Genomic DNA, 20,868 nt, shown 5'->3' with positions numbered 1-20,868 from the left:
TTATCAGTGTGCCNGTTTGCTCGAGGTGCCGATAGGGTGGTTCAAGCCAAGTCTGAACTCGCCTGTGAGCAGTGTTTTGGCTTGCGCTGCGGTGTGCATTAAATCATTTGCACTTGCAAGCGTTAACTTAGCTTTGTCTAGCAAGATCTTACCTTGCTCTGTGAGCTGCATCCCTTTGCTAGAACGATGAAACAATACGGTATTGAGTTCTTCCTCAAGCGCTTTGATATGGGCGCTGATAGCAGGTGGTGTGGTGTACAGTCGTTTCGCTGCTGCCGTTAGATTTTGGGCCTCTGCAACCGCAACAAACGACCTTAAATGGTAAAACTCCATTGCTCTAAACTCAATCACGTATTGAATACCACCAGTTTAAATGAGCTTGCTGCGATTGCCTATTCTGAAATGATGAACATCGCCTTCAAAAAATATGAATTCATTAACGCCTATCAAGTGCGTAACGTAGTTGACCTTGGGTGAGGTTAAATAACCTGAGCTAGCTCATTCCTTATCCAAACCTCAGGTTAAATAATTATCCGCAGCTCAGATTATTTAGAACCCAGAGTATTTAAATAGGAGTTAGAAGATGAAAGTAGAAGTATCACAGTATTTTGCAATGAAGCTGGCTTGCGAAACGGATTGTGCTGATGTTTATCAGGCGATGTTAACGGGGCAGCAGGATTTTGTGCTATTTGATGTCAGGTCGAATGAAGCCTTTGCCAAAAGTCATGCTCAAGGCGCAGTTAATATGCCAAGCGCAGACATAAGCGAACTGACGATGGCTAAGTATGACAAGGCCACACCAATCGTGGTTTATTGTTGGGGTCCTGGGTGTAATGGCGCGACAAAGGCCGCGTATAAGCTTGCAAAAATGGGCTATCAAGTAAAAGAGATGATAGGTGGAATTCATTACTGGGAGGATTTCGAGCGTTACCCCGTTAATCGCCGAGTGTCTCAGGCTCAAAGTTGATGTAGGTGCATTTTTCTTCATCTCATGATTATACTGTTATTCATTCACGGCACATTTATCAATGTGTAAAGTGAGTGAATAACGATAATAACAAGGGAAATATCATGTCGAAACTATTGTACTACGCCATATTTTGCTTGTCTTTGCTAAGTCAGACATCCTTCGCCACTGACTCAGCTCAACATCAAGTTCAACAAGTTGCACAAAATCTTTTACCTAGAGTGCAATTGGAAGGCCAAAAATATAAACCTGTAGATTTGCAGACGCGTCTTCAAGAAACGCATTTGCCGGGCTTAAGCCTTGCCGTGATCAAAGATGGTAAAGTGGTGTGGGCTGAGGGTTTTGGTATTGCAGATAAAAAGCAAAATCGAAAAGTGACTACTGAAACGCTGTTTCAGGCAGGGTCAATTAGTAAGCCAGTTGCTGCGCTTGCGGTATTAAAGTTAGCGCAAGATGGTAAAGTCGATTTAGATGCTGACGTTAATCAATATCTCACCTCTTGGAAAGTACCAACGAACGAATTTACCAAAGCCAATCCTGTTACTTTGAGACAGTTAATGACTCACACCTCGGGGCTCACTCAACATGGTTTTCCGGGCTACGTGCGTGGTAGTAAAATTCCAACTGACGTTGAAGTCTTAATGGGTAAAGGCAATACCGACTTAGTGACGGTTGACACTTTGCCTGGTAAAGCTTGGCGCTATTCTGGCGGTGGTTACACGGTAATGGAGTTGCTCGTGGCAGATGTGACAAAAATGCCATTTGAAGAGTATGTCCAACAGGCAATTTTAACTCCGCTAGGGATGCACAACAGTACCTATGCGCAACCACTACCGAAAACTTTATGGTCAAAAGCCAGTGCTGCGTTTGACGATAAAGGCGAGCAAGTCGAAGGGGACTGGCATGTTTATCCAGAACAAGCCGCAGCTGGTCTTTGGACCACTCCGGTGGATCTCGCTAAATATATTATGGCCGTACAACAAGCGTATGCAGGCAATACCGTGGGGCCCATCACACCAGAGCTGGCGAAGCAAATGCTTGAAGTTCATCATGACGTATGGGGTTTGGGACCAGAGCTTGAACAGCGTGAGCAAGGACTTATCTTCACCCATGGTGGTAAAAATAAAGGCTTTAGCAATCGTTTTGAAGCATTTGTGGAAAAAGGTGAGGGTATGGTGTTGATGTCCAATGGCGACTCAGCGAGTACCGTATTTGGTGAGCTTCGCATTGCCATCAGCGAACATTACGGCTGGAATTTTATACGCAGTAAAAAGATAACTGCGATTACATTACCTGAGGCACGCGCAAAGCAATTGGAAGGTCAGTATGCTTATGAGAAAGATCATCAGTTTAAAATGAAAATCACCCGAGAGGGGATGCGATTTAACGTCTTAGATATGGCCCGTGATAACCTGATGGCGTTTGTTGCCACAGAGGAAGACACTCTGATTGAGCTTGAAGGGGGCGCGGATGTCACCATTGAAACGAATGATAAAGGTGAGATCACCGCGGTGATTTGGCGTAGCCTATATCGTTTTGAGCGGATTTAATCGGAAACTTCACGTCAACGAGTAGTCTGTCTCTGGTATTGGTATAAAATACATCTAGCGTTTATGTACCGTTTTGACTGGTTAGATAGCAGCCAAAGAACAGGTGTCCAGCGGGGAGCAGCCCTTCCTGGCAACCTTGCAATCGAGTTGGTATTGAGTAACACGGCGACAGTTTACTCTATTTTCTGGTGCTCTATGGATTGCTGCCTTATGTGCTCAACCAACTGCGGAAAAAAGGTTTGAAATTCAGATTCAAGCTGGTGGTAGTGCTCTTTTATATCCACTTCAGTGCCTGAAAATTGGTTTTGAAAACGAATACGTTGGGCGATGTTATCGAGTGCATGACCCACACCAGCTACGGATTCATAGGTGGCAAACCAATCATTTTGTGTCATTGCGCTAACGACTCGTTGCATGTGCGCAGGCATGATGTGCAAGTTATCGTGCAGCAATGAAAAGCTCTGACGTTTAAAGTCATCAAGCGAGGTGCTGTGATATTGCTGCCAGTGCTTAATCAAAAAGTGGTCATATAACACATCCAGTGCAATGCCTGCAAAACGGCGACGCGTGGGCGAAAAAAGTTGTTTAGCGGATTTTGTAATCGAGTGGCTATCGGTAAATTTATCGACTTGTATATGTGTTTGTAGACCAAGTTGCACAGGTTTAGGTAGTGCTTGTATATTCACGCCTTTTTGAAAGTCACCGAGCAAGTTACCAAAGTGCGATGCGGCAGTCGGTTTGGCAAAGTACAAATGCGCCAAATAATTCACAGAAACATCCCCCAGAAATTCACACTACAACAGAGTATCGCACTTGTCCGCACATACAAATACCTGCATGTCTAAAGAACAGCATATAAAGCACTGCTTAATTCAGGAAATAGAAACGTAGCTTAGGCTATGCTTGTCTCCATTACTTAGAACATCAGGGGAAGTGTGATGGCGCTAACGGCTGAATTGAAGCAAAAGACCAAGCGATTAGTAGAATCAAAAAATATGCTCAAAGGGATCACGGTTGCCTCTTTTTTAGAGTCAACCATCGTGCCTATTCCGCTTGAAGCTGTGATGGTGCCGCTAATGCAGGCAAGGCGAGAAAAACTATGGCTAGTTGCGCTAATGGCGACGGTTGGATGTGTGATTGGTGCCTTATTTGGTTATGCGTTGGGTTACTATTTATTTGATGCAGTGGGGGATTCCGCTATTGAGCTGCTGTCGAGCCAGTCTCAGTTTGAGCAAGTGAAAGCGCAGATGCAAAGTCAGGGGTTTTGGTTTGTGTTGACCTTAGGTATTGCGCCAGTACCTTTTCAGATTGCCATGTTAGCAGCGGGTGCCACAAAATTTTCACTATTACAATTTCTAATTGCAACCTGTATTGCCCGTTCACTACGTTATTTTGGCTTGGCGGCGGTCGTTTACTTTGCTGGTGATCAGGCTGAAAAGCTAATTAAACAACATAAAATAAAAGCCGTTATTCTCACAACGGCAATTGTGCTGCTCGCATGGTGGATAACTAGTCGCTAGTAGGGCCTAGTATTTTCTATACAAAAATTTTGATTCATTTTGTGAGCGTGCAAAAGCGAGTAAATCATCGCTCAGTGCTAGTGGCTCTGACACCAGCGTTTGATACTGTTGATAAAAATTATTAGGGGCTCCGACATGCTCAAATAACGCGAGGGCTGCTTTACCTTGCCGAGCATACTCCCTGTAATCTTTGGACTTATTCAGCAGTTGAATATAGGCAAGATAAAAAGGCTCGAATTCAGTATGTCTTGCAGAGCCTGTCTGTTTCAGCATGAGATCAATGTTGTACAGCAGTTCACTTTGGTGCTGCATCATCTCAATTAATTTATTTTGATCTTGGCGGACCATCGAAGCTACCACTGGTTCGTCAAAGTTATTAAGTTGTTCGACCACTGTTTGATAAATCTTTGTAAATTGCGCTTGATGCAAAACACTGAACTGTTGTTGCAAGTGGCGTAAAAAAATAGATTCCTGTTCGACGAGTAAACCACGTTGCCGCTTCGCTTCGACTAATACCACTTGGTAACTCTGAGATTGTCTGTGAGTATTTTGCAGTGTTTCAATCTGCTCAGTAATTGTTTTTATCTTAGTATTTATGGCATGCAGCTTTTGATTGATTTCAATAGTATTCCACTTGCTAGGAGGGTGGTTAAAAAAACGGGTGAACGATATTTCACTTTTACTCTTTGCCGTTTGCAATTGGACTAATTCATCAATCAATTCAGTTAGTGGGTAATCGATAGATAACGCACGCAGCAATGTATCCGCTTGCAATGAGTTATTAATACCTTTGGATTGTCCAGCTCCTATTTGAGCTGTAACAATGTTGCCGTTTTCATAGGCGCGGTGTGCATCGAATAGCAAAGTGGAAGCATTTAATGTTTCTAGGTATAACGCTTGCCACTTATTATGATCGTACTCATTGAGCGACTTCAGCGCGTTAAGTTGAGCATCTAAATTCCGTTGTTGTTGAGCAAGGGCTAGTTCTTGCTCTATTTTGGTGATTTCTGATGGCGTACAGGCCACTAATGCAGTTAGAAATATAGTAGGGAGTAGTTGCTTCATATCGTTATTGTTTTGTATTCCTTTTGTCTAACGTTAGCATCATCACTGCAACGGAGCAATATTCCTAGATTGGGTATATATTTCGATATTTGCCCACACTTGAATTGTTCAATGGCTGTCTGATCTGCATTTTGCTAGCTGTCGCTGAGTAATAACCCTGCTTATAAAAGTGAAGTGCATTGTCTTGCCAATCCAACTCGAGAAATTGACAGACCTCCTTCATCACAGCCTGAGGCATTTCTACCAGCGATTCATAATTCACAAATTTAATTTGAGTCGGATGTTTTTGTGCGGCATCTTGCAAAAACGCATAAGTATTATCATACATAGCTTGAATATCTTGCATCCGGTATGAGTAGCCATGAAAGGGGCTATTCGTTTGATATAATTGACGAAAGCTTGCGATACAAGTATCTGTTCTGTCTCGTTTCATCACGACAAATTTCGCGCGTGGAAACGCCTTTGCAAGCAAATCGATAAAGAAAAAATGAAATGGTTGTTTGTCTATAAAACGTTGAGCACCAGCAACGGACTGCGCGGTGAAGAGACGGTATTGCCCAATGGCGTTAGCCTCTTTATAGGCGTGGCTGATATATTGAATATTACTGTCGTAGTCACGAGAAAACCTAAGTGCTTGGGGCAATACACTGGTTTCTCCCAGCGGTTGTAGCGACAATTGCGCTAAGATCTGCTCCATTAAACTGGTGCCTGAGCGTGGTAGCCCAATGATAAATACAGGTGCAAGCGTTTGCTCTGGAGCAAAATCAATAGGCTTGTCTAGAAGTTTGTCAAGTGCTTGAAAATAGCCAGTCATTTGTTTAGATGAATAGGAAACCTCGGTACTTATCGCTTGTTTACTGGTCACAAAGCTTTGCCATGCCTTGGGATAATTTTCCTGCTTTTCGTATTCGAGTGCTTGCGCATGGTAAAGCCGTTGTAATGCAAGAGGCGCAGTTTGCGCTGTTATTTCAGTTGCTAACTGAGTGATGCGAGTCGATGCTAATTCTACAGGAGTAAGCTCTGAGTAGGCTAACTGGCACTTTGCATTACTTGGGTTTGCTTGTACCAAAGAGGCAAGCAGCGTCCGCGCTTGTGCTAATTCACCAGACATCTTTAAATGCATTGCATAGTTGAGCGCGATTTCAGGACTGTGTGGTGAGCGTGTATAGGCATGGTTAAAATGCCAACCAGCGTCAGTATATTGGTTTAATCTCAGTAATATATTTGCGAGGGTATCGTGCTCTGACCCCGACAACTGTGTGTTACCTAGTAAATGCAGAATATAGCGCTTTGCCACTAATGGTGCATGAGTAAAAAGCGCGAGTTTGGCAGCACTTAGTGAGTAAAGTGCACAGGGGAATAAACTTAGGCACTTGTCGTAAATTTTTAGCGCTTTGCTGAGGTTACCGAGTGCGATATTCAACTCGGCCAATAAGGCGTAAGCGTGATGATCGTTGGCATTGGTATTGATGCGAGCGACTAATGCGTGATGCGCCGCTTGAAATTGACGCTGTTGAATATAGCTTTGGATCTGATTGTATGATGTCATCGCAACGTAAAGAGAGTGAAGGTAGCTTCACTCTCTATTTTAGTTTTTTGCTGATTATAACTCAAACTGGTAGTTAAGCTTGACCCCTACGGTACGAGGTGCTGTGACATAGTGTCCGTACACTCGCTGCTGCTCTGGCAAGGCTTTGTTTAACGCCGCGAATTTAGCTTCACCAGCCCAAGATTTGTCGCGTCTTACCGAGGTGAAAGCAAATTTGTCAAACAGGTTGTCGACATAAAAAGTGACGGCCCATTGCTCGCTTGAAAGCTTAGCACTGAGGTTAGACAGGGCAAAGCCTGGCAATACCTCTCCGTCAGCTTTGAGTCCGACTTTCGTGTATACGTCACTCTGTGCGGTTACCCCATAATTAACGTTAAGCATTTTGTCGTCGAACACTTCTTGCTCGTAGCTTAAGCCGAATGAAAACTGCTGCTCTGGGGCACCAGGTAAGCGGTCGCCATCTGTACCGTCATAGTACGGCTGGTAAAGCGCGATTTCTTCGGCGCTATAGTCACCTTCTTTGAATACCGCAAACAGGGCCGGTGCATCATCAGTTAGCTGTGCTTTTGCATAAGAATAGGTTGCATACACCGTCCACTGGTCGTTCAGCATAGCCCGGGTTGACAACTCAATCCCACTAGAGTTCGCAGATCCAGCATTGGAGGTAATGATCTCTTGACCGTTTACCGTCACGGATGAGATCTGTGCATCTTCCCAATCAACACTGAATAATGCGGCATTGAAATGCAGCTTGTTATTTAGCCATGTAGACTTTAATCCCAGCTCATAGTTAGTGGTGGTATCTGGTTTATAGCTAAGCTCATGCGGCAGTGCACAGATGATCTGTTGCTCTGGTAGTGTTTCTGGACAGGACTCCAAACCGTTGCCACCGCCTAACCTAAATCCTTCACTGACAGTGAAGTACGTCAGCAGTCCATCTTGCCAAGTGTAATTGGCATTAAACTTAAACAAACTACCATTGTCTTTGGCACTGACTTGTTCAAATGAAATTTGTTCGAGGCTTGGCAGGCCCCCAGAATAGAGCGGGGTTTCAGCCGCTGACTCAGTTTTAACATCATAGCGATAGAAACGAGCGCCCACTGTGATATTAAAATCATCTGAAAATGCATAGCCAACTTCGCCAAACAATGCAGATTCTTTGCTGGTGGCATTGGTAAGTGCGATATACTCAAGATCTTGCTCAATATTGTCGATTTTATCGCCCCAAAACTCCGTGAGTCCTGGCGTGTACTCTCTATCGTCCGAGCTAATTTCTTGTTTGCTGTAATATACCCCAGCAATCCAATTTAGCGCGTCATCGCCCTTAGAGACTAAACGGATCTCTTGGGTAAAAGTATCTTGATCTGTGGTGTCGTTAGTTAACGCGGTAAAACTAGGAAAATCCGCATAACCCGGCCAAATATCATAAAGTAGATCGGTTTGATCTCGTTGGCCTTGTTGTTCTTTACTTGACCAACCGGATGCCGAAACTAAATCAGCAAACTCTAAATCGGCGTTGATTTCAAGGCTAAGCAGGTCGTCTTCTTGTTCGTTAGGTTCAAGCACGCGATAGGCTGACTCGTATGGTTTGATCGTATTGGCAAGCGGGTGCTGTGCTGCAAGGCTTTGATATTGTGAAATTGAGTTAGCGCCATTTTCTTGCTTCTGGTGAAAATAGTTCAGCGTGGTATCGATATTCTCACTCACCAACCAACGTAGAGAAACCCGTGTGGTGGTAATGGTCTCATCATTTGCATCCGCAACTGCGTTGATGTTTGCTTTTACATCCTCAGCATTGGACCAATCAGGATCTGGGTTTGAAACGCCAGCTTGCTTAACCACATAACTGTAATCCATAAAGCCGGGGTTGTGATAGCGGTTAATACTTGCACGAACGGCTAATTCATCCATCACTACAGGCATATTGAACACAGCACCCACTTCATGACCATGACTGTCACTATCATTGATACTGAATAAATCACCACTTAGTTTACCCTCAATAACGTCAAGCACTGGTGCTTTAAGCATGGTTCTAATCGCACCACCTAGCGTGCCTGCACCGTAAAGCGTACCTTGTGGGCCAATCAAGACTTCAACACGTTCGATATCGGTTAGTCGCAAATCCACATTGATTGGGATTTCGCCGAGGTAAGTTGCCACGGTTCCCGAGTCAGAGGCACGTTCTGACGAATTAGTATTCAAACCACGAACAATAATAGGTGAACCTTCACGGCCACCTTGTTCTGTGATTGTCAAACCTGGGACCCATCTTGCTACGTCTTCAAGGTCGCCAATATTTTGGTCGCTCATTACATCGCTGTCGACGGCGGTAATGTTTAATGGCGCTTCTTGAACTGTGCCTGCGCGTCGAGTTGCTGTTACTTGAATTCGCTCAATTGACTTTTCTTGAGCCTTACTTTCTTCAGCTTGTGATTGATTAACAACAAAAAAACTCGAACTAACAGCTAGTGCGACTAAGCTTGGATGGAGCTTACTCATGGATGGTGGAACCTCAAATTAAGAATTAAACGTGATGAAATTTCAATCTTTATAAGTGGGTAACTATGCAGGTGGTGCATTTCTGTCCCGAGTTTAGAGAGAATTTCATACAATCGGTGGTAAATTGAATAGCCATGATTCGTTCATGGTTTAGGTAAATTCAGCCACCCTGAAATTGCGATGCATGCTAACATGCCTATTCGTATTTTGTGAATAATTATTTGCGTTGTTTGAGTGGTTATCTCTTTTTTAAATAGGGTGATTTGCGAAAATTTTCAAATAGCTTAGAGTATTAACTCCGTATGTTTCTTTTATACATCGATTACCTTAAGGAAAAACAATGAAAAAGCTGATGTTTGCATTGTTGGCATCTTGTACGTTACTAGGTTGCTCTGACAGTGAAGTTGGTGATGTGTCACTCGGTCTATTTACGCTCAAAGATATAAAATTAGACTCTATGGTTGACCCTGTTGTAACGGGGGTGACCTGTCATGTGGCGAGTGTTGAAGATGACTTGAGTTTTTCGGACCCAAGCGATAGCTCTATTTCTTGCCGTCAAACGAGTGAAATAACACCGGCAATGTTAGCGAATATAGACAAAAGTGATTCTGGCGAAGTGGTATTTAAAAAATCAAAAAGTGTGTTTTTTAAATCAATGAAAGTAAGAAGGATCTTTGATGCAAAAAACCAAACTTTAATGTACTTAGCCTATACCACCAAGGAAACCTCTGGTAGTTTTAAGCATAGCTTATCAACTGTGCCACTATGGGGGACTCAGGCTTATCAAGGCGTTAAAACCAATTAACTCGAATGTTGGCTAGCATATAAACCCACATGCTTTGATAGTTGCGTTTAATGAATTATTTTTTGTTTGGATTAAACCTTTTTTCTCACGATTTCGACTAAGCTTAGTAGAGGTAAGTTTAGGAGAAATCGTGATGATAAAAACACGCTTTTTAGGGAAAACGGTCAATATTGCATTTGCAGTGATGACCGTATTTTTTGTTGTTTTAACGTTAACAACTGATGCTCATAGCATCTCATCTCAAGCAGCTCAGGTTGAGATGTTTAGCCAAGACGAGGTAATTCCTGAGTCCAAATCTAAGTAAGTTTGGGCCGAGGTTTATCTTGTTTTATTGATTAGTGTCATTCGAAACGATGAAAATACAGTATAGATATAGAACTCGGTTCAGCCTTTGTCGCTCGTATTGTTAAGTGCATAAATTTGCATGAAGCTTTTATGACATATACTCATGCTTCACCTGCGTTGTATATAACGTATAAACTCTAAACTTCCATTTCCGATTCATCTCATTAATAGTCTTAACTGGGCAGCCACTAAAATTGTAATTAATTTGTTGCGTTCTCCTCAGTCTGCATTAGCTTTAATTAGGGACTAAGAAAACAGCGCAGTTTGCAATAGGATATTTGCAAGTTTCTGTTTTAAAAAACACGAATTTTAGCTAACGCATTCTCTATTCGTCTAACTAAAACGCTCACACAAGGAAGAAATATGGCACGCCAATTCGAAAACTTTTATAGTCATGGGGCAATTAACTTTAGTGATTTTGTTAATTGTGTTTCTAGCTTATATACTGGCCCAGATTGCTTGGATGACAGTACATTAAGACTGCTTGCTGAAATGTTGTATCGGCTATCACAAAACAAGCAATTCTTGGCGGCTCAAGTTGCGGGCAGCAGTAATTACCAACCTCATGTCCGAGCGATGTTGGCCAATGATGATCTATATGTACTTTATGAAAATAAACGACCATTTTTTAAAGTATGTGCACAGATTTGGCACCCGACGCCAAAACGGGGAACTCAGTGCTGTTTTATTCCACAAGTGCGGGACTACAATTTTACGGCATTGACGACCAATTATTTTGGCCCTGGTTGTGGCAGCAAGCTCTATCAATATGAATATAGGAAGGACTTACAGCAAGGCGATCATTGTGATTTGCAGTTTGAGCAGTTTTATCAATTTACCCCTGAATCAGTGCTCTTTACAGAAGCGTCGAGAGATGTGATTGCGCAGGCTTTACCTAAAAGTTTGAGTATCACCATCAGCTTACAGTTAGAGCAAAGGCCACATGCTTGCTTTGTGTTTGACAAGTCCTCAGGTCGCGTGCAGCAGATTATTGCTGACTCTGCATTTGGCTACAATGAAAGACCTGAACCTCTGTTGATTGAAGACTAAGCACTCTAGCTAAGGCTATTTACTTTAGTTTAGGTGTAAAGAAAGTAACTTATTTTGTAGGATTCTATCTTTTATAGCTGTAACAAAAGCGCAAATATGTTACTTGTAGTTGCATCTATGAGAATAGCGTAAGCACTTTATTGTATTCTGATTTCTCAATGAATAAAGTGCTTATACCAAATTGAACTAGTGTTCAGTCAAATTGGTATGACTATTCTATCACCAGTCTGATCTGCACTGGTATTTTTAGCTTTGACAACAACCCTAATGGAGCGGCGTAATAATGAATAAAATAAGCTTGGTAGCACTCTCTGTCGTGCTAGGTTTGAGCGGATGTGCTCAAGACAAGCCGGTAACAGAAACTGCATCGGTTGCTAAAACCACTGAATCAACTCTCTCTCGTGCAGAAATCGACAAAGTCGTAGAACAGTACACCAAGCAGTTTATTAACCACGAACCCGCACTTGCCACTTCGCTCAAATTATCAAGCAGTGAATATGGTCACTACGCCAATAGACTGCCAGATTACTCGGTTGTCGGTATGCAGGCGCTACAGGTGGATATGAACGCAGCCGCAGATAAATTAAAACAATTACAATCGGGCGTGGCGAACTCTGATGACTTGTTGCACCTTAAAGTAAATGAAGTTATTGCCCGTTATTATGCCGGTGATAAGGGCTTCTCAGCAGGTTATATTGATACTTGGGGCGGACACCTGCCATACATTGTTAACCAGTTGTCTGGCCCATTGTTGGATATTCCTAATGTGCTAAAAGATCAGCATGGAATTGAAAGTGAGCAAGATGCAAAAGACTATGTTGCGCGCCTAAATGCCTTTGTTGAAGTCACGAAGCAAGTTGCAAGCAAGGTAAAAGCGGATGCCAATAAAGGCGTAATTTTACCAAAAGTATTATTTCCAAACACGCTAGGTTATTTAGATAACTTCACAGTGCCAAGTGGTACAGAACATCCTTTGGTTGCGTCGTTTAAAGATAAACTTGCGAATATTGATGGTATTACGGATAAAGCCGCCGCTGATTATGTTGCACAGGCAACACAAATAGTTGAGCAAAAGCTTTATCCTGAGTTTAAAAATGTGTCTGCGATTATGCACGCTCTAGAGAGCAAAGCGCCTGAAAATGTCGGTATTTGGGCCCAACCAAATGGCGAATCTTTCTACCAGCATGAAATCACCTATTTGGCAGATTCTGATATGAGCGCGGAAGAGATCCACCAAATTGGCCTTGCTGAGGTGGAGCGTATTTCAAAGCGTATGGACGAAATCCTTAAGCAAAATGGCTATTCACAAGGCACAGTTGGTGACCGGATGAAGCAGCTTAATGAAGAGTCGAGATTCTTATATGCGGATTCTGACGAAGGTCGTGAAGCGTTATTGTCGTTCTTGCGTGGTGAAATAGGGACAATTTTACAAAAAGCGCCAGATTATTTTTCTACAATTCCACCGCAATCTGTTGAAGTTAAACGTATACCAAAAGCCGTGGAAGCAGGGGCACCAGGTGGTTACTACAACGGTCCATCGCTTGATGGCAGTCGCCCAGGGGTATTTTCAATCAACCTAAAAGACATGAAAGCAGTACCAAGCTTTGGCATGAAAACCTTAACGTATCATGAGGCGGTTCCTGGTCACCACTTCCAAATTGCGCTTAATATGTTGCAAACAGAAATCGGTTTGATGCGTCAAAATGCCTCATTTAATGGCTATGTTGAGGGCTGGGCGCTGTATTCAGAGCTATTGGCATACGAAATGGGGATGTATAAGGACGACCCATTTGGAGACTTAGGTCGTCTGCAAGCTGAGGCATATCGTGCGGCTCGATTGGTGGTTGATACGGGCCTACATTATAAAAAGTGGACACGCGACCAAGCGATCACGTATTTTGCTGATGCAACTGGTACGGCGATGAGCGATGTGGTATCGGCTATCGACCGTTATATCGCTTGGCCAGGACAAGCGCTTGGTTATAAGTTAGGTATGCTTAAATTGGTTGAGCTTAGAGAGCATGCTAAACAGCAACTGGGCGATAAGTTTGATATTAAAGCATTCCACGACGTGGTGTTGCTAAAGGGCGCAAGGCCAATGGCGCTCGTTGAAGAAGATATCAAGACTTGGATTAATTCTCTGAAGTCATAAATACACTTTTCGGCTTGAAGTTAGTGAACGATGCTGGCTTCAAGTTGACGTTGTTTAAAAACCGCTATTTCTAGGGCCTGTTGACCTTTGCTGTTTGATTTTTGTTCTTCTGAGTGTGTTTTGGTCGCGACGCTCGACTTGCCGCCTAGTAATCTAGGCAAAAGTTGAGCAACAATGAACAAAGCGCACTCAGATGAACCCAAAGGGCAGCGCTTGATTAGCATTTCTTCTGTGTTGCCCCACAAGGATGTGGGGTAAGGTGACTTTGCAGGAGCACAAAGTCTTTATCGCCAGACTTACATAGAATGACTATGCTACGCTGGCTCTGCCTTGTATAAATACCAATCAAACTGCTGCAAAAACAAACTTGAAAGATCAACAGGCCCTAGCACTCGTTCACACTTAATGTACGATCATAATTTGCAATTCGGCTTTGCCACGGCATTTTCAATAATTTCTTTGCTGCGATGTATATCTTTCTTTTTCAGCTCAAGTCCTGCTTCAACTTTATTTTTGACCGGTTGATAAGCGAGTTTTGCATAAAGCGCAAAGTGATCTGAGCCTTTTAATGTCGATCACTGTGATTTGGTGACTCGCAAACAAATGATCTAGCGGTCATCGTGCAAACGGGTACTGCGTATGAAACGTGTTAAACATGCCTCGGCCAACTCGTGGATCAAGAAGTCCACTTATTTTCCTAAATAACCTCGTGGTTGATGACCAAGCAGCATTATTGAGATCGCCAGTGACGATGGTGGGCAAAGGCTCATTTATGACGCGCTTGGCGACAACCACCAGCTCTGCATCTCGCGCAATGGCCGTTTCGTTTTCGGTGGGGCTTGGCGGTGCCGGATGCAAAAAATGGGTTTGGATCACGATATGGGGAGCTATCCTGAGTTTTGCATGTATCGAAGGCACGCCTTCTTCAACGATATACTCACATTTAGCCTCGTCTAGCGGGTAGCGAGAATAAACGTGCATGCCGTATAAATTGGATTGTGGACATTTAACGCTGTAGGGCAGTATGTCCAACAATGAGTCTAATTGTTGTTCCCATATCTCATCACTTTCTAACGTGACTAAAATATCAGGTTGATGTACCCGAACTTGCTCCATCAGCAAATTAAACTGTCGATTGGTTTGCAGTACATTGGCGGTGATCAAACTGATTGTGTCAGCATTGGTTGTCGCTTTCTTTACCTTGACAGGCCAAAGCGGGGTGTAGGGTAAAATCCACCACAGTTGAAAACTTAAACAACCTAATAGAGAAATGGCAGCAAGCGCGGCTACACTTTGAAGATTAAGATAGAAAATGGACAGCAGTAGCGTAAATGCGGTAATAACAGCGAGCTGAAGCCGCGGGAACTCCATTGCTCTAACACTCCAGTGCGGATGCTTAGCAAGTGGCAATAACGTAGCAAGTAGGATAAAACCACACAGCGCGACGATAACCCAAGTCATGAAATTCCTCAGCAAATAGATGAATTTAAGAAGTATATTTCATGTTAGCTGAAATCGCTGTGAATAGTATCGGGTCTAGGCGCTTGCCTAAACCCGATACTCGTCAGGGATATCTATACCAAATAAGTCGAGATTAGTTTTGGTACGGAGTGTTTTCCGCAAAATATTCATGGCTGTCAGCATTTTGAATTGCTTGACTTGGGTTTGAGTTTGCTAAGCTTTTCGCACCAGATTGACCATAAACGATGTCATCCGTACCCGCAACGGCATTAAAGTGACTTAGCTCATGAACAATCGTGCCTGCACGTGAATCCGTACCTAGCTCATTTGCGCTCCAAAATGCGCGACATAGATATACTTTGTATGGTTGATTTGGGTATACATAAGCAAAGTATGACTTGTTACAACTACAGTCAAAAGTGAGATCTTGGTTGTCGATTGAATCATTGATTGCGTTGAAGTTAGATTTCACGGTTGCATAGCGGCTGCTTGTCGCGGAGCCGAACCAAGTTTGATAACGCGTAGACGGGTTGCTTGCTGAGTGGCTATTTAGGTAAGCAACGGAGTTGTTAGTAATTTGGTCCGCAGCATTCAACGCTGATAAAATACTGGTTTTTTCACTGTTACTACAACGACCTGTAAAACAAGTGCCATCAGTACAGTCTGCTGCACCAGCGACTGGTTTTGCGTTAACTTGGAGGTTACCTTTGCTTAATGCTACACCTTCAAGCCAAAGATTGACCGAATTTGAGCTGAGTTCTGCTACATCGGCACGCATCATCGATTGCTGTCCCATCGTTCTTGTAGTCATGCTTGGGATTTCTTTTTTACCGAAAAGGTCAAATGATTCAACATCATAACTAATTTCGTAGTTACCTGGCTGGCTAAGATCGTAAAGGCCTGAAAGCTCAAATGATTTAGTGAGTGTTTCGCCAGACTTTAATTTGATAAAGTCGGCTTCAGTAGGAGCTGGGCGTTTGTAGTGAGGACCAAAGAAATTAACTTCTTTACCATCACGCGTAATTTTGAAAATATGCTCTTCTTCAAGATCTGTATACCAGCTTAAGATTTTCTGATTACCTTTACCCTGATTAGTGATGTTTAGCGTCGCAATAACATCGCCATTGCTTTTTGTGTCGACATCAACACTTACCGCTAGGTCTTTATTCATTGCTTGAGCATTCAGTGATGCGGTTACGGCTGCCGCGAGTAACCCTGTAGATAATGTGCGTGATAGTAGCTTCATTATTTCTTCCTGTTGAGGTTGCTACAGTCTCTTGGCTGGTAGGTACAAAACCAGTTGCGAGGACTGAGTTTACTTGTTGTCATTTCGTTATTTTTAAAGGTGAATTCACTCTTCACTTTTAATTAACAATAATATATTTGATGTTTCAAGCAGAATTTTCACAATAGAGCTAAAAAGTTTACATTAAAAAATTACCAATAATTTCAAATAGCTGTAATGTTATTGAAAAGTATGGATAAATTTAATACAAAACTGGGGAGCGGGTAGTTGTGAATTTATTGTTTCATTCACATTGGTTTACATTGTAGTGTTTGAAATGGTATTCCAACCGAAGTTGAAATGGCACTGATGTTATCTAGTTAGCCATTATCAGTGCCAAACTGGGTCTTAGATTTCGGTAATGATATCGTCGATAGCAAAGCGAGATTTAGGTAATTTAGCATTAAAATCACCTTCGTCTCGATAGCCCAACGCGACAATGGCAAGGGCATCAAAGCCTTGCTCAGTTAACCCAAGTTCATTGCTGAGAATTTCAGCGTCAAAACCCTCAATGGGTACAGAGTCTATACCGAGTAGTGCAGTGCTTAGCAAAAATTGCCCAAGATTTAAGTAAACTTGTTTGCCAGCCCATGCTTTGATTGCTTCATCGCTGGTTTGATTTAAGCCGACAAAATAGCGACGGCCATTATTCATTTGTGCTTCTACCTCAGAGCCTTTTTCAAATCGGCCATCGGCACTTTCTTTGGCAAGCACTTTATCTAAATGTGCATCATCTATATTTTGTTTTGCAGCAAATACAACAACATGAGATGCATTTAGTACTTTGGCTTCATTAAATTTGTAATTCTCTTGTGTGCTTTTAGCCACCTGAGTTTTGCCTGTCTCAGTACTTGCGATGACGAAATGCCATGGCTGAACGTTGGTACTAGATGGGCTCAGCCTTAGTACTTGCTTAAGTAGCTCAATATCTGAATCACTAATTTTTTTATTAGGATCAAAGGCTTTTGTGGAATAACGATTGTGAATTGCATCCCGTAATGTGTACATAACAGACTCCTAAAATTGCTTTCAAGAGATAATAGGGTTTTACATAATCAATAAAAAGATGATAATGAGTTAAATAGTTTCAAAAATTTTTTGAAAATGAATACACAAGATTTAATCGTCGTGATGAAAACGGCTAAACTTGGCAATATTAGTGCGGCGGCTGCGCAGTTAGATATGCAGGTTGCCACGGCGAGCGCCGCGATAAAGCGAGTGGAAAAGCACCTTGGCTTTCAACTTTTTGTGCGCTCTACGCGTAGCTTAAGGCTATCAAAGCAAGGTGAAACTTACTTGCCAATTTGCGAGCAGGCACTTGCCCTTTTGGCTGATGGCAAAAAGCAGGTGCTTGACAACGACAACGAAATTGACGGTGAGCTAAGGTTAACCGCACCGTCAGATTTTGGTCGTAATATCCTCCTTCCTTGGCTAGACGAATTACTTGATGAATACCCTAAACTTGCCCTGAAGCTTATTCTTAATGATCACAATCTCGACTTTTATCGTGACGGTGTTGATATCGCGCTGCGCTATGGTGCGCCTGAAGACAGTAGCTTTTACGGCTTTAAAATTTGTGATGTGCCATTACTGCTTTGTGCCTCTACGGAATACTTAGAAAAACAAGGCACGCCAAAGGATCACGAGGAATTAAGTGAGCACCAAGGACTGTTCTTTTTGATCAGAGGCAGTAAGTTTGATACGTGGAAACTGACGAAAAATGAACAAACTTACAAAGTGGTGCTTAAAGGGCGTAGAACCAGTAATGATGCGGATGTGGTAAAGCGCTGGTGTGCGCAAGGAGCGGGTATTTCATTGCGATCCGCGATAGACGTAGCAGATCAACTAGAACAAGGTGTGGTGCAAAGTATATTAAATGACTATCGCGTTGAATGTAAGCCGCTGTGGTTGATCTGCCCGTCAAAGCAAATGATCAACCCAAGCGTGAGAGTGCTGCGCGATAAACTAAGAGTGTACTGCCAAGCGCTTGTAGAAAAGGCCGAGCGATATAAGTAACGCGCTAGGGCTTGACTGAAGCGGTATTCTTAGGCTTGTCGGGTAAGTGGGTTGGATAACCAAATAACGCCGACCATTTGCCTTTTAAGGTGTTTGCTTGTGAAAAGCGGTGGAACATATGACGCCACTGAGCAAAGTTAACGTCTAAAGGGGTCTGCTTTGGTGCCGCACCTCTTATTCCATAGCAAATTGTTATGTCTTCACGCTCCTCGATAAAGGTGCCAAAAAGCTTATCCCAAATGATCAGCACCCCGGCAAAGTTTTTATCTATATAGTCAGGATTACTGGCGTGATGGACTCTGTGGTGGGAAGGCGTATTAAAAATTCGCTCTACCATCCCTAATCGATTAACCGTTTGTGTATGAACAAAAAATTGAAAAGCTAAGTTGATTGCGACGATGGCAAATACCAAGGTCGGGGTAAATCCAAGCAGTATCATAGGCAGCCAGAACAGCCACATACCGACAATAGGGTAAAGCAAGCTTTGGCGAAATGCGGTGGTAAAGTTCATGTTGTTCGAACTGTGATGGACCACGTGCGCACTCCAAAGCCAGTGAATACAATGTGATGCGCGGTGAAACCAGTAATACAAAAAATCTTGCAAGATAAACCCAAAGAGCAAAGAGAAGAAATTTAATTCGATTGTGAATAAGGCAAATTGATGGAGCCAGTAAAAGAGCGGCATCAGCACAAGCAAAGCCAGCGCGTCGCTGCCTTGGTGGAGCAAGGCGAGTAGGGCATTGAGTATGGAGTCTCGCCAATCATAGTGTTCGTGGTGCTTGATATACTCCCAGGCAACACAAAGTAAAAAGACGGGACTGAGTGCCAGTAAAATTAGCGATACATCAACCATATATAGCTCCTTCTTTAGCCATAGCTTTGGTACTTTATATGCACTAGCGTAACGGGTTAGCCATTGACAATCCTGCCAAACTGCGCCAACAATTTGTCCAAATACGACAAAAGGAACTGCAATGCACTCCACTTCGTTTGTATATTTTTATAGTGCATGGGTATATCTCCATGACCATTTTACCGATGACAAGAGACTGCAAGGCGAGTTTGCTGAGCTGGTAGCGTCACGGCCTGAACGTGTAGCACTCTTTGAGTATGAGCGGTTGCTTGAAGTAGGGCAGGAGCTGAGCGGCGATCCCCTAATTGGTTTTGAACTGGGTAAAGCCATTCAGCTGCATGACTATGGGGCGCTTGGCTACTTGGTCGAAACCAGTAAAGACTTGCAGCAGGCTATAACCTCATTATTGCATTACGACGCCATTGTTGCCGATATTGGCCTCGCCGTATTCACAAATGATAGTGACAATGCCAAGTTAACTTGGCAACCAAAAACCCCGCTGGGTAAGCAAGCCATTTTGCGTAATATGACCGCTTGGGTGAGCGCTGCAAGGCAGCTTTTGCGTTCAACTTTATCGCCTAACCAACTCCAGCTTAGCTTTAGCGTGTGTGGCCTAGAATTACAGCGTTTGCAAACTTGGTTTGGCTGCCCCGTATCACAAAACTGCCCTGAAAATATACTGTCTTTTCCGTTAGATTTTCTTACCATGCCCGTCGCTACCGTCGACAGCCTAATGCACGAACATATTGAGCAAGCGGTTGCAAAAAGCGTATCAGCGCTCTGTGATAATCATGATTTAAAAACGCGTGTTGCCAATTTACTGGCGGCAAAGCACTCACTGGTTGGAGTCAACCAAGCAAGTATTGCTAAGGCATTAAACATGAGTGTGCGTTCGATGCAGCGTAAGCTAAAAATACAACACACCAGCTTTAGAACCTTACTCGACCAAGAGCGAAAACATAGATTTGAACAACTCATCAGCAACACCAAATTGCTCGATATTGTAGACGCACTCGGTTTTACAGAGCAAAGTGCGCTGAATAAAGTTTGTTTAAAATGGTATGGGAAACCACCGTCAAAGCTAAAGTGAAGAACCGAAGGTAGGTAAGTTTTGGTTTGTTAGTCAAATTCCCAGCTTCGGTGCAAATAGGTAGTGGGTATCATCGATTCCCTATCGTGATAAACGTAGTGAATGGTGCTATCTGTTCATATTCAATTCGCTTAATTTGGAAATCGGTAAAGCATAAAATCAGTTATTGACGCCACAATCTTTTTGTTCGGTTACTGATTCTCGGCGATGCGCCACAACACGCCACTAGGATCAGTAATACAAAATTCGAGCATTCCCCATGGCTGCTCGACAAGTTCAGTTACTCTTACGCCAAACGCTTGGTCCAGCTCGAGTTTTAAAACATGTTCATACCAGCTTTGGGCATCTTCGACTAAAAGGTGCATCATAAAATTGTTGCTGTGCAATGGCTCATAGAAATCTTGGAGCAAAAAAGAACAAGAGCCAGATTTAAAACAAGCGATATCTCCAGCTTCAAAAGCCATTTCAAAGCCAATCCGNGCAGACACCCACCACTAATTTGCACCTTCCTAAGATCCCGCCTAAGCTTTAATTCTGCACTCAAAGGATTGTAAATCGCTCGATAAATCGCTTACTTAAATCGCTTACTTAAATCGCAGACACCCACCACTAATTTGCACCTTCCTAAGATCCCGCCTAAGCTTTAATTCTGCACTCA

Annotated in this window: 21 protein-coding genes; 10 read left to right on the top strand and 11 right to left on the bottom strand. The window is 43.0% G+C overall.

Annotation, left to right across the window (positions count from 1 at the left end):
* Positions 1 to 3: 3 nt before the first annotated feature.
* Entirely contained in the window at positions 4 to 333 is a 330-nt protein-coding gene (locus CKO50_RS24520) for a LysR family transcriptional regulator (protein ID WP_255229484.1), read from the bottom strand.
* On the opposite strand from CKO50_RS24520, the gene CKO50_RS23955 reads away from it, so the two are divergent.
* The 3 genes from CKO50_RS23955 (at position 319) to CKO50_RS08075 (ending at position 2,517) form a co-directional block, all read left to right on the top strand.
* Positions 319 to 477: a hypothetical protein gene (locus tag CKO50_RS23955; protein WP_176474630.1), complete on the top strand. Its 159-nt coding sequence runs from the start codon at positions 319 to 321 to the stop codon at positions 475 to 477. The genes CKO50_RS24520 and CKO50_RS23955 overlap by 15 nt on opposite strands.
* Before the next feature lie 106 nt (positions 478 to 583).
* Positions 584 to 967 (top strand): rhodanese-like domain-containing protein, encoded by a 384-nt coding sequence (locus tag CKO50_RS08080; RefSeq protein WP_095727742.1) that lies wholly within the window; start codon positions 584 to 586, stop codon positions 965 to 967.
* Between the two features lie 104 nt (positions 968 to 1,071).
* On the top strand, positions 1,072 to 2,517 hold the full coding sequence (locus CKO50_RS08075; protein WP_095727741.1) for a serine hydrolase: 1,446 nt from the start codon (positions 1,072 to 1,074) through the stop codon (positions 2,515 to 2,517).
* Between the two features lie 173 nt (positions 2,518 to 2,690).
* On the opposite strand, the gene CKO50_RS08070 is transcribed toward CKO50_RS08075, so the two are convergent.
* Positions 2,691 to 3,287 carry an ACP phosphodiesterase gene (locus CKO50_RS08070; protein ID WP_095727740.1) on the bottom strand — a complete coding sequence of 199 codons (597 nt, stop codon included), beginning with the start codon at positions 3,285 to 3,287 and terminating at the stop codon, positions 2,691 to 2,693.
* A gap of 168 nt (positions 3,288 to 3,455) precedes the next feature.
* On the opposite strand from CKO50_RS08070, the gene CKO50_RS08065 reads away from it, so the two are divergent.
* Positions 3,456 to 4,037: a YqaA family protein gene (locus CKO50_RS08065; RefSeq protein ID WP_095727739.1), complete on the top strand. Its 582-nt coding sequence runs from the start codon at positions 3,456 to 3,458 to the stop codon at positions 4,035 to 4,037.
* Between the two features lie 6 nt (positions 4,038 to 4,043).
* Here CKO50_RS08065 and CKO50_RS08060 read toward each other — a convergent pair whose 3' ends face one another.
* From CKO50_RS08060 to CKO50_RS08050, 3 genes are all read right to left on the bottom strand, one after another.
* Positions 4,044 to 5,102, bottom strand: coding sequence for a hypothetical protein (locus CKO50_RS08060; RefSeq protein WP_095727738.1), 1,059 nt, complete (start codon positions 5,100 to 5,102; stop codon positions 4,044 to 4,046).
* Between the two features lie 64 nt (positions 5,103 to 5,166).
* Positions 5,167 to 6,651 (bottom strand): sulfotransferase, encoded by a 1,485-nt coding sequence (locus CKO50_RS08055; protein ID WP_095727737.1) that lies wholly within the window; start codon positions 6,649 to 6,651, stop codon positions 5,167 to 5,169.
* 54 nt (positions 6,652 to 6,705) lie between these two features.
* Positions 6,706 to 9,153 carry a TonB-dependent receptor gene (locus CKO50_RS08050; protein ID WP_095727736.1) on the bottom strand — a complete coding sequence of 816 codons (2,448 nt, stop codon included), beginning with the start codon at positions 9,151 to 9,153 and terminating at the stop codon, positions 6,706 to 6,708.
* 340 nt (positions 9,154 to 9,493) lie between these two features.
* On the opposite strand from CKO50_RS08050, the gene CKO50_RS08045 reads away from it, so the two are divergent.
* From CKO50_RS08045 to CKO50_RS08035, 4 genes are all read left to right on the top strand, one after another.
* Complete coding sequence (locus tag CKO50_RS08045) at positions 9,494 to 9,958, top strand: CreA family protein (RefSeq protein ID WP_045964078.1); 465 nt, start codon at positions 9,494 to 9,496, stop codon at positions 9,956 to 9,958.
* 130 nt (positions 9,959 to 10,088) lie between these two features.
* Entirely contained in the window at positions 10,089 to 10,262 is a 174-nt protein-coding gene (locus CKO50_RS23950) for a hypothetical protein (protein ID WP_176474629.1), read from the top strand.
* Positions 10,263 to 10,666: 404 nt separating this feature from the next.
* Entirely contained in the window at positions 10,667 to 11,353 is a 687-nt protein-coding gene (locus CKO50_RS08040) for a transposase (protein WP_095727735.1), read from the top strand.
* A 283-nt stretch (positions 11,354 to 11,636) separates the two neighbouring features.
* Positions 11,637 to 13,505, top strand: coding sequence for a DUF885 family protein (locus CKO50_RS08035; RefSeq protein ID WP_095727734.1), 1,869 nt, complete (start codon positions 11,637 to 11,639; stop codon positions 13,503 to 13,505).
* Between the two features lie 20 nt (positions 13,506 to 13,525).
* Here the strand turns inward: CKO50_RS08035 and CKO50_RS25075 are convergent, their stop codons facing one another.
* From CKO50_RS25075 to nfsB, 4 genes are all read right to left on the bottom strand, one after another.
* Positions 13,526 to 13,729, bottom strand: a complete 204-nt coding sequence (locus CKO50_RS25075; RefSeq protein WP_095727733.1) for a hypothetical protein — start codon at positions 13,727 to 13,729, stop codon at positions 13,526 to 13,528.
* A gap of 391 nt (positions 13,730 to 14,120) precedes the next feature.
* Positions 14,121 to 14,966, bottom strand: coding sequence for an endonuclease/exonuclease/phosphatase family protein (locus CKO50_RS08025; protein ID WP_255229482.1), 846 nt, complete (start codon positions 14,964 to 14,966; stop codon positions 14,121 to 14,123).
* Positions 14,967 to 15,099: 133 nt separating this feature from the next.
* Complete coding sequence (locus CKO50_RS08020; protein ID WP_095727732.1) at positions 15,100 to 16,212, bottom strand: M35 family metallo-endopeptidase; 1,113 nt, start codon at positions 16,210 to 16,212, stop codon at positions 15,100 to 15,102.
* A gap of 387 nt (positions 16,213 to 16,599) precedes the next feature.
* Positions 16,600 to 17,259 (bottom strand): oxygen-insensitive NAD(P)H nitroreductase, encoded by a 660-nt coding sequence (gene nfsB / locus CKO50_RS08015; protein WP_095727731.1) that lies wholly within the window; start codon positions 17,257 to 17,259, stop codon positions 16,600 to 16,602.
* A 96-nt stretch (positions 17,260 to 17,355) separates the two neighbouring features.
* On the opposite strand from nfsB, the gene CKO50_RS08010 reads away from it, so the two are divergent.
* On the top strand, positions 17,356 to 18,267 hold the full coding sequence (locus CKO50_RS08010; protein WP_039496764.1) for a LysR family transcriptional regulator: 912 nt from the start codon (positions 17,356 to 17,358) through the stop codon (positions 18,265 to 18,267).
* A gap of 4 nt (positions 18,268 to 18,271) precedes the next feature.
* Here CKO50_RS08010 and CKO50_RS08005 read toward each other — a convergent pair whose 3' ends face one another.
* Positions 18,272 to 19,120 carry a sterol desaturase family protein gene (locus CKO50_RS08005; protein WP_095727730.1) on the bottom strand — a complete coding sequence of 283 codons (849 nt, stop codon included), beginning with the start codon at positions 19,118 to 19,120 and terminating at the stop codon, positions 18,272 to 18,274.
* A 121-nt stretch (positions 19,121 to 19,241) separates the two neighbouring features.
* On the opposite strand from CKO50_RS08005, the gene CKO50_RS08000 reads away from it, so the two are divergent.
* Positions 19,242 to 20,210, top strand: a complete 969-nt coding sequence (locus CKO50_RS08000; protein WP_095727729.1) for an AraC family transcriptional regulator ligand-binding domain-containing protein — start codon at positions 19,242 to 19,244, stop codon at positions 20,208 to 20,210.
* A gap of 191 nt (positions 20,211 to 20,401) precedes the next feature.
* Here CKO50_RS08000 and CKO50_RS07995 read toward each other — a convergent pair whose 3' ends face one another.
* Positions 20,402 to 20,674, bottom strand: coding sequence for a glyoxalase (locus tag CKO50_RS07995; protein ID WP_217989648.1), 273 nt, complete (start codon positions 20,672 to 20,674; stop codon positions 20,402 to 20,404).
* Between the last annotated feature and the right edge of the window lie 194 nt (positions 20,675 to 20,868).

It is taken from the genome of Pseudoalteromonas sp. HM-SA03 (genome assembly GCF_002289345.1).
GTDB lineage: Bacteria > Pseudomonadota > Gammaproteobacteria > Enterobacterales > Alteromonadaceae > Pseudoalteromonas.
The sequence above is the reverse complement of the archived record's forward strand: the minus strand, read 5'-3'. Positions and strand labels throughout refer to the sequence as shown.